General features: G+C 58.0%; 13 protein-coding genes. 10 read left to right on the top strand and 3 right to left on the bottom strand.

What is annotated here, in order from left to right; all coding sequences use genetic code 11:
• Window positions 1–33 precede the first annotated feature (33 nt).
• From NKJ58_RS27555 to NKJ58_RS27590, 8 genes are all read left to right on the top strand, one after another.
• Entirely contained in the window at window positions 34–321 is a 288-nt protein-coding gene (locus NKJ58_RS27555; protein WP_081726247.1) for a hypothetical protein, read from the top strand.
• Window positions 322–559: 238 nt separating this feature from the next.
• Complete coding sequence (locus NKJ58_RS27560) at window positions 560–1,252, top strand: hypothetical protein (protein ID WP_352854262.1); 693 nt, start codon at window positions 560–562, stop codon at window positions 1,250–1,252.
• 485 nt (window positions 1,253–1,737) lie between these two features.
• Window positions 1,738–1,995: a ParB N-terminal domain-containing protein gene (locus NKJ58_RS27565; RefSeq protein WP_352854263.1), complete on the top strand. Its 258-nt coding sequence runs from the start codon at window positions 1,738–1,740 to the stop codon at window positions 1,993–1,995.
• Between the two features lie 216 nt (window positions 1,996–2,211).
• Window positions 2,212–2,538, top strand: a complete 327-nt coding sequence (locus tag NKJ58_RS27570; protein WP_502902347.1) for a type II toxin-antitoxin system RelE/ParE family toxin — start codon at window positions 2,212–2,214, stop codon at window positions 2,536–2,538.
• The gene (locus NKJ58_RS27575) at window positions 2,535–2,858 is read left to right on the top strand and encodes a helix-turn-helix domain-containing protein (protein ID WP_352854266.1); all 324 of its coding nucleotides are present in this window, start codon (window positions 2,535–2,537) and stop codon (window positions 2,856–2,858) included. Before NKJ58_RS27570 ends, NKJ58_RS27575 begins: the two co-directional genes overlap by 4 nt.
• Window positions 2,859–3,230: 372 nt before the next feature.
• Window positions 3,231–4,346 (top strand): Fic family protein, encoded by a 1,116-nt coding sequence (locus NKJ58_RS27580; protein ID WP_352612016.1) that lies wholly within the window; start codon window positions 3,231–3,233, stop codon window positions 4,344–4,346.
• Window positions 4,330–5,568: a hypothetical protein gene (locus tag NKJ58_RS27585; RefSeq protein ID WP_352612015.1), complete on the top strand. Its 1,239-nt coding sequence runs from the start codon at window positions 4,330–4,332 to the stop codon at window positions 5,566–5,568. The genes NKJ58_RS27580 and NKJ58_RS27585 overlap by 17 nt, the downstream gene beginning before the upstream one ends.
• Window positions 5,569–5,624: 56 nt before the next feature.
• Window positions 5,625–7,727, top strand: a complete 2,103-nt coding sequence (locus NKJ58_RS27590) for a nuclease-related domain-containing protein (protein WP_352854268.1) — start codon at window positions 5,625–5,627, stop codon at window positions 7,725–7,727.
• On the opposite strand, the gene NKJ58_RS27595 is transcribed toward NKJ58_RS27590, so the two are convergent.
• Window positions 7,656–8,249 (bottom strand): hypothetical protein, encoded by a 594-nt coding sequence (locus tag NKJ58_RS27595; RefSeq protein WP_352854269.1) that lies wholly within the window; start codon window positions 8,247–8,249, stop codon window positions 7,656–7,658. The two genes, NKJ58_RS27590 and NKJ58_RS27595, sit on opposite strands and share 72 nt — an antisense overlap.
• 1,100 nt (window positions 8,250–9,349) lie before the next feature.
• Between NKJ58_RS27595 and NKJ58_RS27600 the strand changes: the two genes are divergently transcribed.
• Entirely contained in the window at window positions 9,350–10,201 is an 852-nt protein-coding gene (locus tag NKJ58_RS27600; RefSeq protein WP_352854271.1) for a hypothetical protein, read from the top strand.
• A gap of 117 nt (window positions 10,202–10,318) precedes the next feature.
• Here NKJ58_RS27600 and NKJ58_RS27605 read toward each other — a convergent pair whose 3' ends face one another.
• Both NKJ58_RS27605 and NKJ58_RS27610 read right to left on the bottom strand, forming a co-directional pair.
• Complete coding sequence (locus NKJ58_RS27605; RefSeq protein WP_352854273.1) at window positions 10,319–14,977, bottom strand: hypothetical protein; 4,659 nt, start codon at window positions 14,975–14,977, stop codon at window positions 10,319–10,321.
• Window positions 14,932–15,414 carry a hypothetical protein gene (locus tag NKJ58_RS27610; RefSeq protein ID WP_352854275.1) on the bottom strand — a complete coding sequence of 161 codons (483 nt, stop codon included), beginning with the start codon at window positions 15,412–15,414 and terminating at the stop codon, window positions 14,932–14,934. Before NKJ58_RS27610 ends, NKJ58_RS27605 begins: the two co-directional genes overlap by 46 nt.
• A gap of 243 nt (window positions 15,415–15,657) precedes the next feature.
• Here NKJ58_RS27610 and NKJ58_RS27615 point away from each other — a divergent pair, with 243 nt between their 5' ends.
• On the top strand, window positions 15,658–16,377 hold the full coding sequence (locus NKJ58_RS27615) for a hypothetical protein (RefSeq protein WP_352854277.1): 720 nt from the start codon (window positions 15,658–15,660) through the stop codon (window positions 16,375–16,377).
• Window positions 16,378–16,387: the final 10 nt, after the last annotated feature.

Consider the following 16,387-nt stretch of genomic DNA (forward strand, 5'->3'; position numbering starts at 1 on the left):
GGGGGCCTGGTTCATCGCCAAAGCGAGACATGGATGAAAAGCAGATCGCGCCCAACGCCTGATCCAACCATTGCAACGGAAGTCCCCTGGTCGGAAAGCCTAACCGCATATGATGACAAGCATTTCGAGCTCTATTTGAAGCTCATGGACGCTTGCGCCGACAGTGCCAGCGAAGAGGAGATGGCGCTGGATGTACTGGGTATCGATCCGGTCAAAGAGCCCATCCGCGCCCGTAAGGCCCTTCGCAGTCATCTCAAACGGGTGCTCTGGTTTATGCATGAGGGCCATAAGGAACTGCTTCCAAGCCGGCCGCCTCAATAACTGCGGCGCCGAACAAGGTTGCCCGAGAGATCAGGTGGCGCCCTCGGGGGATGCGAGGACACTTGAGCCGCAATCGGGTTATCATCTCCATACTGCGTGTGTTCGGCTCCGCTCGGCAAGTGCCCTTGAGTCGAGGAGGAATGCACATGAAGAAAGTTCATCTGGAAGCCTGCTGACCGATCCCTTGGGGCCCATAATCGGGTCCCAAGTTGTTCCCGACGAGCGTTGCGAGGGGCGGATGCAGGACCAGCCGGAAATCGAGCCCGGGCGTGAAACGAAGGCAACAGGTGCGAGGTTCGGCCTGCTGGGTGTGGCTGTGTTGGCCGTAGGCGCCTTCATCTGGACCGGCTTCGGCGAAGGCATCCAGCAGGGCACGTCCAACGTCGTTCGGACTGTCATCGACAAGAGCATGCAGCGCCTTGGGCTCGGGCAAGCCCCCAACGCTCTTACAGAGGGCGAGTGGTATCTCTCGGTGTACTACGGTCCCGACTTTACGGATGTCACCCCCGTCGGCCTGGGGCACCCCTTCAAGGTGACATTCACGTCGGCCCCGGATTTGTCTGGCACCTACGAGAACGTTGCAGGGAGCGGCTCGGTAAGCGGCTTTGAACGACCCGGTCAACTCGTAATGACCTACTCCGGAGCAGATGGGATGTCCCATGGAGTTGCCATTCTCCAAGACATTCAGACCCACCTGTCTTCCAACAACGTCGAGCATGATTACGTGGGAGCCGTTTTGGTCCACGCTTGCTATAAGGCGGACACCCAGCAGTGCGATGCCGCCAAATCGCAATATAAATTCTGCAGGGCGATTTTGTCGAAAAACAGGGAACCCGACAAGGATCCTTCCCTCAAGGGTTACCTCGACGAACCAGGTTTGGCTTTTCAGAACGATCTGAAGCTGAAGCTTAGCCCGACGGCACAGCTTTAGGCACGAAGGCGCTCACCAGGGTCGCAGCTCAAAGAGAACGGCGCCCTTCGCCGGGGGCCATCCGTTCCGCATCCCGCCTGACGGCGGCGCGTTGCTGATGCTCCTACGGCCGCCCTGTTGAGCCGGTCTCAGGGCCACGGTCTTTCTCCTGCACCGATCTGACTTGGTCCCGCTGGCGGGCATTTCGGTGCTTCCGTTTTGTACGCTCTTCTTTCTTGGGCCGCTTCGCGGCACGGCTGCGCCGACATGGATGTGCCTAGCGGCACCTTTCCTATGTAGCGGGAGAGAGGCGCGCGGCCCTCTCTCCCCACCAAGCCGCCGCGGGCGGGTTCCCCCATCTTCCTCCGCTTCGCTAGGTGCAGACCGGGGAGACCCCTCCGCCCCCGGGACTTGCCCCCCCTCGCTCCCCGCTACTCGCCGCGAGGCAGGGGTTCAGGGGACCTGAACCCTTCAGGTCAATCCCTGAAATCAACACGAGCAAGTCCATGAATACCGCTGAAATCACTATCCCGCTCGCAGGTAGGGCCGAACTGGCCGCCAGCATCGAGGCCCATGGCCTCATCCATAACCTTTTGACCCGCAAGGCCCCGAAGGGAGCCAAGTTCGAAGTCGTCGCCGGAGGGCGGCGACTGGGGGCGTTGCGGTTGCTGCTAGACGAGGGCCGCACCGTACAGGGCTGTGACCAAGGATTATCCGGTCAGGCGCCCAATGATGAAGCGAGGGAAAGCGAAAAAGATATCTGACGCGATAAGGTCGCGAGCGGGGACTGGTCGGTGCTCTAAAATGGGTTCATGTGAAATGTGATCAGGTAGCAAAATAGCCAATTGACCCGAATTCGTTATTTTTCAGTGGCTAAGAGGTGTCAGGATTCACGTTGAAAAATTATAGTCTGTATGCTATAACGCAAATCGAATGAAAGTCAAAAGCCCGCGGTATGGATAGGATCGTCGAAGGATGATCTGCGCGAGTTTCCGGTCGATGTTCGCCGCGTGATGGGTGTTGCAATCAACGATGCCCAGAATGGCGAGGAGCATCCAGCAGTCAAAGCTCTCAAGGGACTTGGCGGTCGCAGCATCCTTGAGGTGGTCGACGACTTCGACGGAGATACCTACCGCGCCGTCTACACCGTCCGCTTCGCTGGTATGATCTACGTCCTTCATTGCTTCCAGAAAAAGTCGAAGAAGGGCAGGGAGACGCCCAAGCACGAAATCGATCTCGTGACAGTGCGATTGAAGGCGGCCGAGGCGCACTATCGCGAAAACTATGAGAAAGGAACAAAGTCATGACAGAAGATATTACCGCCGAAGTGAGCAGCGGCAACGTGTTTGCGGACCTCGGCTTTGACAATCCCGAAGAGGAATTGCTCAAGGCCAAGCTGGCCCGCGAGATCCGCGCCATTATCAAGCGCCGGCGCCTGACCCAGGCGAAGTCGGCTGAACTGCTCGGAATGAAGCAGCCCGACGTCTCGGCGATCGTCACCGGGCGAACCGGTAAGTTTTCGATAGACCGCTTGGTGCGCTGCCTCGATCGGCTCGACTACAAGGTTGACGTCGTGGTGCGCCACAAGCCGCGTAAATCTGGACGCGCGGCAGCGGAAGCGGCCTAAACTCTCCGAAGGCAGAGGTCACAGGTTCGAATCCTGTCGGGTGCGCCACTTTTATACTGTGAAAACAGGTGGTTAGCAAGGCCTCTTTTCTGCGAGAAGAGGGCGGGAAACACGTCGCGGAAGCACCACGGAAGCAGTCGGACGTCTGTTCGGGGTACCCTTAAGACCGATCACTGTGAAGTCATCGCCCGTTCCCCGCCAACTTACCAGTGTTTGCGGCCGGTTCAGCCTGGGGATTAGGCGTTTGGGCCATGGGTCAGAGTGGCGGCCTGGCTGCTGTCGCGTTTATTTCGCGCGGGCTGAGGTATAGATAAGATTGCTATAGCTCATCTTTTTCGCTATCATGAGTTATAGAAAGGCGTTCTATAGCTCATGGCATGGAATTGGGAGCAGGTCGACTGGCCGCATTTTACCTACGACAAGATGGCATTGAACTCGCTGGAAAGCGAGTTCCTATTGCGATCTGGCGAGTTCCTCGGCGTCTTTCGTCACGTCGATTCCGAGGACCGCGATCAGATCCGCATCGAGCTTATCAGCGAAGAGGCCTTGAAAACATCTGCCATCGAAGGGGAATACCTCAACCGCGAGAGCCTGCAATCGTCCTTACGGCAGCAACTTGGGCTTGGAGATGAAAACAGGCGCATTCCTCCAGCGGAGCGAGGCGTCTCCGAAATGATGGCCGACGTGTACCTGCATTTTGCAGAGCCGCTTTCGCATCGCACCCTCTACGCCTGGCACAAGATGGTGATGTCGGGTGAACGGCGCATCGAGACTATCGGCAGTTATCGCCAGCATGCCGATGCGATGCAGATCGTCTCCAATCGGCTGGACAAGCCCAAAGTGCATTTCGAAGCGCCGCCCTCATCGCGCGTGAAGGCCGAAATGGATGCCTTCACGATCTGGTTCGATGACACCGCCCCCAAAGGCAAGACGCCGCTTCCCGCACTGACGCGCGCCGGCATCGCGCACCTCTATTTTGAAAGCATCCACCCGTTCGAAGACGGTAACGGCCGCATAGGACGTGCCCTTTGCGAAAAGGCGCTGGCGCAAAATCTTGGCGAGCCTAGCCTGATCGCACTGGCCTATACGATCGAACGTCATCGTAAGGCCTACTACGACAGCTTGGAAGCCAGTAACAAGAGCAATGCGATTACCGGCTGGCTGCTCTACTTCGCCGCCACGATCCTCGAAGCGCAGCGCGTAACGCTCGCCCGCGTCGAGTTCTCCGTCGCCAAGGCCAAGTTTTACGAGCACCATCGAGGTCAGTTCAACGAGCGCCAGGAAAAAGTCGTCGCCCGAATGTTCCGGGAAGGTGTCGACGGCTTCAAAGGTGGCCTCAGCGCGGAAAACTACATCGCTATCACTCAGACATCGCGCGCGACGGCAACTAGGGACTTACAGGACTTAGTCGCCAAGGGTGCGCTAGCAAAAACCGGTGAACTCCGACACACACGTTACACGCTGAATATTCGTGACGATCGCGCGTAAATCCCATCAGCGAAAGAAGAGGCAGGCTGTCAAAGAGCCTGCTTGCCTCAACATCGGTGAATGGCGGGCAGCTACCCGGCAGGAAGTGGTGGAATGGGTTACGCGCGACAGGAAACCTAAGAAGAAGAAAGGTGGCGCCATTCTCGCGGTCAGGTCACGGCTTAGGCCGGTGGACATCTACTGTTATCTGAAAGCTCGCTTTGGCGAACCGAACGGTTTTCAAAACTTCCTGCGCAAGGATGACAGCGATAACTGGATACACTGGGACTACAGCCTCAAGGCCGGCGAGACCGACGTGTATATCTTGGGCATGTCGCGCGAGATTCATATCATGGTCGGCGAAGCGCTAACGCACCAGCAGTGGCGGGACCTAATTGTCGGTATCAGAACGGACTATGCGAGGATTGGTCCGCAGAAATCTGCCGTACTACAGAGCCTGGAAAAATTCGTTGTCTTCCAGAACAAGTTTGTCAGTATCGCGGGTCTGTGCGCCGACTTGCACGCAGCTATTATCGATGCCCCGGCAAAGACGGCTTTTCCAAAAAGATCGCAAGCATCGCGGCTGAAAACCTTAGAAAAAGCCATGCAAGGAGTATCCACACGTGCGAACGATCTCTTCGGCAACTGTCTAAAGCTTCACCTTCTGATGCCGGTTATGGCCGAGGCCTTCATCAATATGGTGATCCTCATGTTCACCCGCGATGAAATCCGAAATGCCCCTGAGGCCTATCAGGCCTTCATCCGGGCCAAGATTCCCGACCGCCTCGCGCTGCTCAGCCAGCATTGCGATGGCTTTGCACGCGATATCGACAAAAGCACCAACGCCTATGGGCATTTCATGCGAGTCATCGATAAGAGAAATTTCGCATTGCACGGCAATGTCGACCCTATCCGAGAGCAGATCGAGGTGGTTTATTTCGATGGCAGACGCCCGCTCTTCAATACGCCTGGAAACCATGTCGAACGGTTCTTCGAGCATCTCGAAGCGATTCATCGACCCGAAGAGGTCGTGTCCGATTACGAAGCCGTCCATGCATTTCTGTGGGAAATTACGGAATGCCTGAAGCCTCGCACGCAGGCGTTCTTCAAGCAGGTCATTGGGGATGCATATCCCGGATTCGAAGTCCATAAGAAACGGGCTACCCGCATCCTGCCCGACCATGTGATGATGGGTATGTTGCCAAGCATGCTCTACGACGACGACCTAGATGTTAAGTGGTGAGCGAGAGAGTCGTTCTTTGGCCCAATAGCTCTACCCGACATAAGAATTAGCGCGACATGACAAACATGGAATTGGAACACCCAGGGCGACCTGAGGCGCGTTCTCTCGAAGAAATATTCCACGACTTGCGTGTTCTTGCGCAGAGCGCCGGTGCCTTGCATGATATTTCTGCCATCATGTATCGCGATTGGATCGTTGCTATCGATTTGCGAGAAGGTAAGGTCGCCGACGATCCAGAAAAGCGCTGGTCTACCACAAAGCTAAACAGCAATGAGTTCATGCTCTTGCTCGGGCTGATGGTTCAGTCCGCGTCTGATTGCACTTACTCCATCGTCAATCCTGAGAGCGATTTTGCAGACAAAGCTGACAGACTTCTCAGGGAATTCCACGACCGGCTCACACTGGATTCGATGCCGGATTTCGGCGATCTTGCAAAGGTCGAGAGGACACTCGGTGCCGCGGCTCGGGAAGCCATCTATTATGGTGCCGACAGCTTCTTTCTCCATCAGCTAGAGCGTTTTTCCCGAGACCGGTATCGCGGTGATTTTGAATGGCTGATCCGCAATGCCGGACTTTCAGCGCGTCCAATGGTCGAAATCGCGCGGTTCATCATGGAATATACATCGCGCCAGATGTCGGCGATCAACGCGATGAAAGAGGACGGAGCTATTCCGACCAAGGCAGACCTAACGGACAGCCTCTTGATCGCCAAGGCCGAATTGATCAAGAAATTCGGCGCTAGGAAAGCGAACGCCTTTATCGGCAAATTCGCAACGCCTGCCACAAACGCCAATGCGAACTTCACGTCCGCGTTTGTCGCGAACCAGGCCAATCTTGCGCCGCTGATCGACATTGGGGAGCATTTCTATGCACCAAACGCATATAGGCTAGCTGAGAGCGTCTACGAAAGTCCGACTTATTGGATGATCACCGATAAGACATATGTCGATAAAGCAGCCAAGCATCGGGGCGCCTTTCTGGAGAAAGCAGCAGCTGACCTCTTTCGATCGGTGTTCGGCGCGGCGAACGTCTATGAGAACGTCACGATCCAACCAAGCAAAAAGAAGACAGCCGGTGAAGCCGACGCGCTTATAGTTTTCGGCGAGTTCGTAATCGTCGTGCAAGCGAAATCCAAGCGTGTGACGCTATTGGCAAGAGCCGGTGACGAAGAGGCTTTGACGAAAGACTTCGAAGGCGCCATTCAAGCCCCATACCGTCAAGCCTACGAGTTTGCCGAGCTGATCCAGGCAGGAGCGGAATGCAAAACGAAAGAGGGCAAAACACTGACGTTCCCGCCAACAGTGCGGACGTTCCCGGCCGTCATACTGAGCGACGCTTTTCCTGCCGCGACGCTTCTTTCAAACATTATGCTGAAGCGAAGCGACAGGATCGCGCCTGTCATTTGGGACCTCGGCGTTCTCGATTGTGTGGCGCGCATGCTGCCGACGCCCATCGAGTTTCTTTACTACCTGAAGTGCCGCTCGGACGTGTTCGATAAGGTGCATTCGGATAGTGAATACAATTTTCTCGGCTATCATTTGAAATACAAGCTGGCGATGGATCCTGAATATGACTTCATGAATCTTGAGAAGGATTTTGCCGAAATCGTCGAGGATTTCATGATGCCGCAGGATGTAGGGGTGAAGACGGTTCGACCAGTTAGCATCCTTGAGCGGTTGGACATTCCGGTTATCTCCGAATTGTTCAAGAGCCTGAAGACGGCACCTCCCGAACTGATATCGGTAGTCATCGATCTCTACGATTTTTCCTATGGCTCACTGACGGACTTATCTAAGACCGTGCTGGCAATCCGAGAAGAAGTTGCGGCGGGCAAGGAGATGAAATCGTTCTCGATTTTAACAGAAACGGGTGGCCTTACCTATTTGGTTTGCCGGAATCTGAACGACAAAATATGGCTGGCCGCTGAGGCAATCGGGCAAAAACACAAGTATGATTCGAAGCGCGATCGATGGTACGTCATCGTGGACGATATCAGCACATCAGCGCCTATCGATGCGGCCCTCCCGCTGGTGGAGAAGTGGCATGAGGATGCTAATCTAGCCGAAAATTCCCGCAAGGTAGACGAACTATTCAAGACCAAATGGCAGCCACGTACCATTCCCCCTAGGCATCAGAAGAATGGGCCGAAGTTGACATGACTTGGCATTCATTTGGAGATTGAATGACGCGGGAGGGGTGCACGGAAAACCCCAAATAAGGTGGCGGCCCGGTTTTCCCAGACCGACCAGGTTGGCCGCGATCGCTTGATATTGCCTGCAGTCCGCCTGAACGACGGATCGCTCAGGCCGTCCACGCGGTAGGCTCCCGACGATTTTCTTCAAGTCGTCAAGGATCGAAGCAATATGCGGCCAGGGAAAGTCTGTCGGATCGTCGATATCGCGATCTGCACCAGCGATAATTTCGAGCTTGGCGACGATGCCAAGAAGCGAGCGCGCCTGTATGTGGGGGAGTTTGTCCTGAAGCTTTAAAACCGCAGTTGTGGCCTCGACCTCTGCTTGGCAGGCTATCGAATACGGCCGCACCTTCTCGAAAGCGCTACGGGCATCCCTCAATTCGCGCATCTGCTCGGGACTGCCCTGTCCGTCCGCATTTCCAGTGCTCAGGATCGCGTCGAGTGCACGGGCGTGACGCACGAGCGCCTTGGTGCGAGCGCTGCGCAATGCCGCTTCCGGGTCCGCCGGAACATCCGTGTGGCGCGACACTCCGGTGGCGGGAGTTTTTCTTCCAGGCGTAGGGCCGCCATCTCCGGTCTGCGCTCCGCCATTTTCTCTTCCCGGACTGCGCTCACGGTCCTGACCGGGCTCGGCGTCCGCGGGTGAAGGCGAGCAAGTGCGCAACCTATGGCATGCGAAGGGGAAGCAGGCGTTCGATGCGGAACGGCATGAAGAGCAGATGGGCGGGTGGACGTAGCGAGGGTTGGTGCGAGTGGCGGGCGGGGCGAAGCCGCAAACAGCGTAGCCCCGCCCTCGGTGCGCCAGGGGCCGACGCTGCGTGTAAAGATGTGGAATGTCTCTATTGGGGCCCGACACCGGTGTGACAGGTTTCGAAAGGCAGAGTGATAAACTGCCCCTTGAGGCCGCGAACGGCATCCTTGGTCGGCTCCGTTATTGCGGTAACACTCATTGTACGTGATACTTGCCGCAAGGGGAAATCGGGCAACGTTTCTAACTCAATGTTCGACAGCAACAGGGGTCCGCTCTTTGGGGTAGTGACAGCGATATGTTTCGCTGTCCTTTGCTGCCTGATTTTTGCCATGGGCTGTTCAATTGGATCGCTAGACACCAATTACTCCCAGCGTGCCGATCAGAACTCCCAGCAATATATTGCCGACACCAAGCAGCGCATAGAACATGAATGCGTCAAAGTCGAGCCAGCCCGCGTTCTTGAATGCGTACAGGAAATAGTAGAGGCCTCCCGCGAGTCACAACGCGGCGAGTATGACCTTTCCTCGCAACAGGAAATGGCCACTTGGGCTCGGTGGACTTTCATAACCACCCTAGCCGGCCTGTTCGTAAGCATCGCGGCTCTTGCCGGTCTCTTTTGGTCCCTCGCTCAAACGCGTACCGCGATTTGGGACAATCGGCATTTCGGGGAGGCCCAAGTGCGCACGGTCGCATCAAATACGACATTGTCGTCGGAAGCATGGAACGCTTCGTGGACATCAATATCTCCTCACGCCCGGCGATGGCGGCGGACCCGCCCCAGGTGCACATTGAGCGCAGCAAGACAGGCAACGCATCCGACTAGCAGAGAGATCGCCATGAAGGCTCCAATCTTGGCACTGTTCATAGTGCTAACCACTCACGCAAGCGCGCAAGAAACCCAAGGAGTGACCGGTGAAGGCCCATCCGTAGCAAAGCAACAGGCCCAGCAATCCAATGACGGAAGCAGCGGCATTGCCAAGACGGGGCTGCCGGTGACCATTGTGGAGACCCCAGGACAGTCCTCCCACGCAACTGAACGCGAAGAAAAGGCCGATCAGCACGATGCTGCCGATCTGGACGCCCAGGTACGCGCTGCCAATGCTGCCGAGAGAGGAGCTGCAACCGCTGAAAGGCAGGAAGTACCGGCATGGGCCCAAATCATCGTCGGGGCCGCTAGCACGCTCATTGCCGTGATCGCTTTGATTATCAGCGTTTGGACGGCTATCACCAGTATTCGAACCACGAGAGCGCAGTTGCGTGCTTATGTCTGCTTGGAGGGTGTCACGGCCCCAACCGGGTTCGAGGCCGAACAGATCACCGCCGTAGCCCACGTCAAGAATTTCGGCGCGACCCCGGCTTCTAAAATGTCCCAGTGGACGCTCATCAAACTTCGCGAGTATCCGTTGGTCGGGGACTTGGAACCCTTTGACTCCGCCGGCCATCCCAACCAACTGGTTTTGCCGCCCAGCGCTATTACACTTTCAATGCCGACACACCGCGCTTTGGAAGCGTGGGAGATCACTGCCATAAAAAAAGAAGAACTGGCGCTCTACGTCTACGGGCAAATTGACTACTTGGACGCTTTTGGCTCGAAGCGGTCGACCAAGTTCCGCATGAGAAGCACCGGGGAGCAAGCCTTTAAGCTCGGTGTGTTCAAGGCCACTAAGGAGGACAATAGCTACACCTAGGATTGCCGCAACCGCGAGGGCGCAGACGCAAGCAGCCGAATAGCCGGCGCATCGTTCAACCTCTTTTGATTCGGATTAGGCTATGGGCGCGGAAATGGCGCTTCGGCTGCTACATGTTCAACGGGGATACATCCCAAAAAAGCAATCCTCACCGTCTGACGCCAGTGGTTGCCTGTTCGGTTTCGATCCGCATTTCAATTTCATGCGCCTCGACACTCCCAGGCTGACTAGTCGGCCGAGCGTGACGTCGATCCGTGCCCGTTCTGGATGATCGCGGCCGAGCAGAGATGGATCTGCCACCGCCACCATCTCAAACCATTCCGCAACCTTTCGTCCGATGCCGAGGGAGTGCCACATCGAAGGGTCGTCTCGTGTGGCATGGAGCCATGTCTCGACCGCGAACAGGAGGAAATCCAGGTGCCGCGCCGTGGGTGCGACCGACAGGCTGTTCATCGTGCAAAGCGCAACGAACGCAGTCGGGCCACCGGGCAGCAGCGGTCGTAGCGTGTCGAGAATTGGATCTACCCGATCGAATACTGCTGGGACCAGATAGCTCTGGGTGCCGGCGAATGGGTTGTAGAGATTCATTAGCAACTTCGCGATAACCGGCCCTGTGTTGTGATCGATCCGTAAATCTCCAGGCCGGTTGTCCCATGACCAGCGTACAAGTGCCTTCGTGCGCGTAACCAGGCGACCGCGAAGCTGGCGTGCGCGATCGGCATGGCGGCTCCTGTCGTTAAAATAGCAGACGTCGGCGGCGTGGATGAGCGTGTCGGCAACATCGCAGAACGACCGGTCGGGAAGCTCAAGAAGAGGCAGCAGAAGCTGCTCGAAACGGTCATGATCCGCATCCAGCAGCGCAGATGCGACCAGGATATAGAATTGGCGATTCCAACCGTCCGGCGCCCGGTTCAAATCCGCGTCCGCCGGATAGCCATGGGCATTCGCGCGTGCAGACCAAGGTGCATAAGCGTCGATCACCTCATCGTACCAATCCGGCGTCGCACTCCCCTCGGCGTTCAGGAGGCCCAGCCATTCAGCGATGCCCTGTGTGTCGACGTGGATCGACGCCTTCTTCGACTGCGGCTCGACACCATCCTCATTGCATTCAAGCTTGTGCGCTGGGTTGGCGGAGACCCTCACCCGCGGCCTGTTTCGCAAAGACGGCTTCTCTTCCGGAAGGACAGGCCAAGACGGTTCGGGTCCGCCGTCGAGCCAGGCGATCTCCGCTGCGACCGCGTCTCGATCAAGGCGCGTCTTCTCGACATCATAAATTTCGCGGTCCGCTGGATCCTCATCATAAGGTTGCCAACGCCAGCGGCGGCACTCGAAAGCGATCCGGATGGTCGATTTGAGAAGTCGCGGATCAGTCTCATTGATGCGCACCAGCGCGGCGATGAAGGCTGGCACGGCGGCGCGATCGCAGCGGGCAGCTGCTTTCATAAGAAGATTGCGATCTGCTGGGAGCCTGCGCCGATGCCAGAGGTGGATCAGCGCGCAGATTCCCATCCCAGGCCGGTTGAACTGCAGCATCTCTCTGGAGCCATAGGGATCTTTCTCTTCTTCGAGCGCCTTGGCAATGACAGCCCGGACCCACCCTTCATTCTGGTCCAGAAGGGTATCATCACCATCGCGTGCGACTAGCATGGCCGTCGCGATCAGACGTGTCGATCGCGACTTGAGATGGTCGGTGTCGCTGTCGTCGGGCAGATCGCCGGCGGCATAGTCCACCGCCTCGCGCGCGACCTCCGCCGAACCCTTGGCGGGATCATTCGTCGCCAGGTGAACCTTCGCTTCGACCGTACTCGAATGGACGAGCTTCAGCCGGCTCTCTTCGAGCTTCGCCAGATGTTCGGCTTCAGATGGCGGGGACTGGTATCCGCGTCCGCCATCGACCTCGACCCAATTGGCCTGGTCGAGCATGTTGAGGGCATAGGCCCCCATGAACGCGGCGTCTCCAAAGCTGGCATGATCGGCATAGGGTCCGATCTCGTCGACAGCCCTCCCAAGCAATGCACGAAGGCCGCGTCCAGCATCGTCATCGGCCAGATAGTACGGAACGAGTTGTTCGAGCATCAACCGGCGCGATGGACGCTTCGCGAGATCGGCCAGCTTCACCCGGCCGTTCGGCTCCTTCTGTCTCAACATCATATGTCCGAACGCCTCATGGGTGGCCCGCGCGCGATCGTTGGCGAGCAAATCCGGGTTGGCCATGAAAGGGACGAGCGCGTCCCTCGTGCCAGGCCAATGGGATACGAGTGCATCAATCGCGATCAGAAGATAAGCCGCACAGCTGCCCTCCGGCCCGAGGATATCGCTGAGAACGGCCCGAACGTCTTCGCCCTTGTCGAGCCGCTCTTGCGACCATGCTTCAAGCGCCATGAGTCCCGAGGCCGCGGAATATTCCTGTGCTTGATCGCGGGCCCAGAAATAGGTCTGAACCCAGGGAAAGAAGCGCGGCTTGCCGTCGACGACGACCGTGTAGCCGTTCGTTTCCCTTGTCTTCCCGTCGGCATGGAAGGCCACGGCCGCCTCGACGAGCTTTCGAATGAGCGCCAGCCCGATGTCCGGCGCCACATCGAGCAGATCGAGGAAAGGTGGCTGTGCCGGCGAGGGCGGCATATAGTCGGTATCGGCGAAACTCAGCGCGCGGTCCATGGAATCGCGTCTCGATTTGCCGCGGCGCGGCGGTTCGATCAGGCTGGCCTCGACGAGCGCGGCAAGCTCAGCGGGCGCGACGCTCGCCAGCGTTCGGCTGAATGGCCGGATCTCCTTGACCTTGTAGCGATCGTTTTCGGCCGCCACCGCCGTGAGATAGGCTCTTGCCTCGTCCGGCGCGTTCGCCGCCAGCAATAGCGCCATGGTGCGAAGATCCTCGATCATCCGCTGGCGTGCTTGCCCTTCAAGTTCCACGCCATCTGATGGAGATGGGATACTGATCTGGGTCATGTACAAGTCGAGCTGCATCAGCCATTTGAACAGCATCTTAGCCGCTGCCTGCCCGTATTCGGAGACACTCAGCGCGAGGAAGAACTGAATCTCGATGAGTTTGACGACGACCCCGATCGCCTGGATCGGTATCTCGGCGGCATGGGCGAAGCACCACATCAGCACGGTCGGTGCCGATGGGGTCGCTGCCGCTCGCAACGAACTTGGCGGCATGGCCGGAAGCTCGGCGCCCTTTGCGGCGGCTCGCGAAAATAGCTCGGCGGCCGAGACCGTCTCCACTGCGGTGATCGCCGTGCAAAGCTCGATCAGCAGGGCGCCGCCCTGAGCAAGCAACGCCGCGCTGCAGCGGTTCAGAAGCTCCGGGGAAAGCTCGGATCTAACGATCGCCATGAGCGCCTGGCGCCGCCACGCACCGTGCGCGCCTGGAGGCGACAGTGCGGCCAGGAGAGCCTGCCAGGCCGAGCCGTCTTGCTCCTTTTCGAGCGCGAACCGGCCCGCGAACTCGATACCTCGCGCCAAGCGCGGCGAGGGCGGAACCGTGAGGTCCAGACCGGCAAGGAGCGCCAAGTCTTCGTGCAAGCGTGCGCCGATCGCCCAGTCGCGTAGCACGTCATGATAGAAGCCGAGGCGGTCGCGCTTCGGTTCGCTCATCGTCAGGCTGCGTAGCAAATAGTCACGGGCCGGTGAATCGATGGACGCCTCGATCGTATCGAGGCCGGCAAGCGTTGCCGCAGCAAGCTCGGTGCGAATCTCAACTGTGCTCGGCACCTTGAGCAACTGGGTCAGGCGATAGAGATTGCGGGCAATGCTGGCGGCTGGATGGCCCCGTGAGAGGAGCGCGCTTAGTTCCGGTGCGGCCGCGCTCAGAGCCGCAACCTCCTCGTCGTCGAGTTCGCCCACGAACACCAGATGTGGCGCGCCCAGCACAGCGAGCGCGTCTTCGGCGAGCCAGTTACTCCCCTCGACACCGAGAGTGGGCCGGGTAGACACTACGATCGAGAAACCGTCTATCCCGGCGATCTCGCGAAGGACGTCATTGACAGTGCGGCGCCGCTCCTCCGAGGCGAACATTTCGAGCCCGTCGATGAAAAGGGTTCCGCCGCCGCCGGCGGCAAGGTCGCCGAGGAAATCCTTGGCAGTTCCTGGGACGTCGAGCCGTTGCGCGAGCGCCGCCCAGCCGCCATCGGGCGTTCCGATCGGATCAAGGACAATGACATGCGCCTCCCGTCCTTGCCGCTCGGCAAGATGGCGCAGCACATAGGATTTGCCGGCACCAGGTTTGCCCGTGATCTCGACGAAGCGGTGCTTGTCACGGGCCGCTTCGAATGCCGCCAGCGCGCTCAGGCGCGGCAGATTTATGCCGCCGACCGACGTGCCGATGTCCATCAGCGCGAAGCGGGACATTTCCGCCAGCCGGGCGCGCGCCAAGGTATAGTTGCGTGCGCCGGCCAGGCGGAAACCACGCGCCGCCAGCGCTGCGGGCAGTTCATCGCGGGTGATTGAACCTCCGGTCTTGCCGGTCAGGATGACCAATTCGATGAGATTGCTCCAAAGCGCCTTGGCTCGCGACGCGTCCTCAGGCGCGAGCACCTGCCCCGCGACCGTGAGCGCATGCGTCCGGGCCTGCGGGGCGCCGGACTCGAAGTCGAACTCCAGGATTAGAAATCGCCGGATAACGTTCCAAACGCCTTCGGCGTCGTCCGGCACGCCTTGGGCGACAAGATTGATGCGAAAGGTCTGCGCGAAGCCGCGCATTGCATCGCTGCCGACGCCCTTGAGGGCTAGCCGCGCGAAGAACTGTGCCCCCGTCTTTGCCGTGCGCGCCATTCGAGCACGTCCTGATAAGGACCGGAAATTGCAAAGCTGGTGCGCTGGGTTGCGACTGCGAATAGATGGCGGTCGGCCGGCTGGCTTTCGGGAGCGCTCCGCGCGATCTGGCCGCAGACGCTCTGGAAAACGCTGTCCTTCGGCGCAAAACTGATCGTGCGCTTCGACTGGATCTCAAGCAGCGAGTCGCCTTTACCCGATGCCCCATGAACGATCAGATCGTCCAGTGCGTAACCTTCGTCGACCCCCTGGAACTGCACCCGTTCGATCCGGGCGTCCGGCAGTCCGCGCGCTTCGCTGCCGGCCAGCATTTGAAGGAGATAATAGGCGCCCAGTTCGCCCTCAATATAGGTTCCGGCACCCCCGCGCCCGACCGGACTGGAGCCGCTTTCCTCCTCCTTCGCTGGTTCCGCCGGCACCTGGTCCATCGTGCTCAATTGTTTAGTCCCGGCCCACATGCCGCTCCGTTGCCATATAGCGCGCGCATGATCTCAATTCGACTGGTTTCGGATAGCAATTCGAGGATCGCGTGCCAGCGGGCCTTGATTTTTGTGTGCGGGATCATACGGAATGAAACTCGATTGGAAAGCATCTTCGGCCACGTCCGGACCCATTTCTCACCGACGATCCAGACCCGCGCCACGAAAAGGTGGAAACCAATCGCTTGTTAGGATTCGCCAATGCCGAACAGCGTCCACCTCATTCCCCGCAACCGTCTCTGTTGGATACCAAACGACTTGCGATTGGCCCACGAGTATTGCTTCTTCCTTCATGACGAGAGTGCCCGCCTCATGGTGGAGTATGAAGGCGCGGAGGCACATGTCGTAAGCTTCAAGTTCCGCAACAAAGCGGAAGCGAAAGCATTCAAGAAACACGCAGCTAAAGCCGACGCTATCGCAGCGATGCGAGCGGGCGGATATGAGGCCGAAGCGCGAAAAGCCGTGTTAAATCAGATCACAATCGCGATGGTGTCTGATTGCCTGCATCATATCTATGAGTCGCTTCGATGCCTTGAAAAGCGAAAGATAATAGTGGCACTCAACCTGCTACGAAAGCCGCTTACCGATAATCTTCTTTATCTCTCGTGGATGCTTGGCGACGAGAACGGTTTCTACCATGCCTTCACAACAAACAGTCCCAGAGGAATTACATCGAGTATATTGAAAGGAAAACGAGTTGAAATTCTGTCGAGCGCACTAGCTATGACTGAGGTGGCTGAGGTTCTCGATTCCGAGTTTATTGATCGGGCACTCTTCACACAAGCGAACCCATCAGGCTTTCAGAAGCTGTTCCAGCACGCAGTGCATCTCGTCACTGTGCAGCGAATTGAGCTTGAGACCACGCCCGAAAACTTCAATTTTATCTTCAAACGCCACACCGACGACGATTGTACGAGCTGATCTATGACGT

It is taken from the genome of Mesorhizobium sp. M0139, from assembly GCF_040322455.1.
GTDB lineage: Bacteria > Pseudomonadota > Alphaproteobacteria > Rhizobiales > Rhizobiaceae > Mesorhizobium.

What these genes read in the sequence shown, in the direction of transcription:
- NKJ58_RS27555 (WP_081726247.1), top strand. Translation starts at nt 34, where the DNA reads ATGAAAAGCAGATCGCGCCCAACGCCTGATCCAACCATTGCAACGGAA.
- NKJ58_RS27560 (WP_352854262.1), top strand. Translation starts at nt 560, where the DNA reads ATGCAGGACCAGCCGGAAATCGAGCCCGGGCGTGAAACGAAGGCAACA.
- NKJ58_RS27565 (WP_352854263.1), top strand. Translation starts at nt 1,738, where the DNA reads ATGAATACCGCTGAAATCACTATCCCGCTCGCAGGTAGGGCCGAACTG.
- NKJ58_RS27575 (WP_352854266.1), top strand. Translation starts at nt 2,535, where the DNA reads ATGACAGAAGATATTACCGCCGAAGTGAGCAGCGGCAACGTGTTTGCG.
- NKJ58_RS27580 (WP_352612016.1), top strand. Translation starts at nt 3,231, where the DNA reads ATGGCATGGAATTGGGAGCAGGTCGACTGGCCGCATTTTACCTACGAC.
- NKJ58_RS27590 (WP_352854268.1), top strand. Translation starts at nt 5,625, where the DNA reads ATGACAAACATGGAATTGGAACACCCAGGGCGACCTGAGGCGCGTTCT.
- NKJ58_RS27600 (WP_352854271.1), top strand. Translation starts at nt 9,350, where the DNA reads ATGAAGGCTCCAATCTTGGCACTGTTCATAGTGCTAACCACTCACGCA.
- NKJ58_RS27605 (WP_352854273.1), bottom strand. Translation starts at nt 14,977, where the DNA reads ATGGCGCGCACGGCAAAGACGGGGGCACAGTTCTTCGCGCGGCTAGCC.
- NKJ58_RS27615 (WP_352854277.1), top strand. Translation starts at nt 15,658, where the DNA reads ATGCCGAACAGCGTCCACCTCATTCCCCGCAACCGTCTCTGTTGGATA.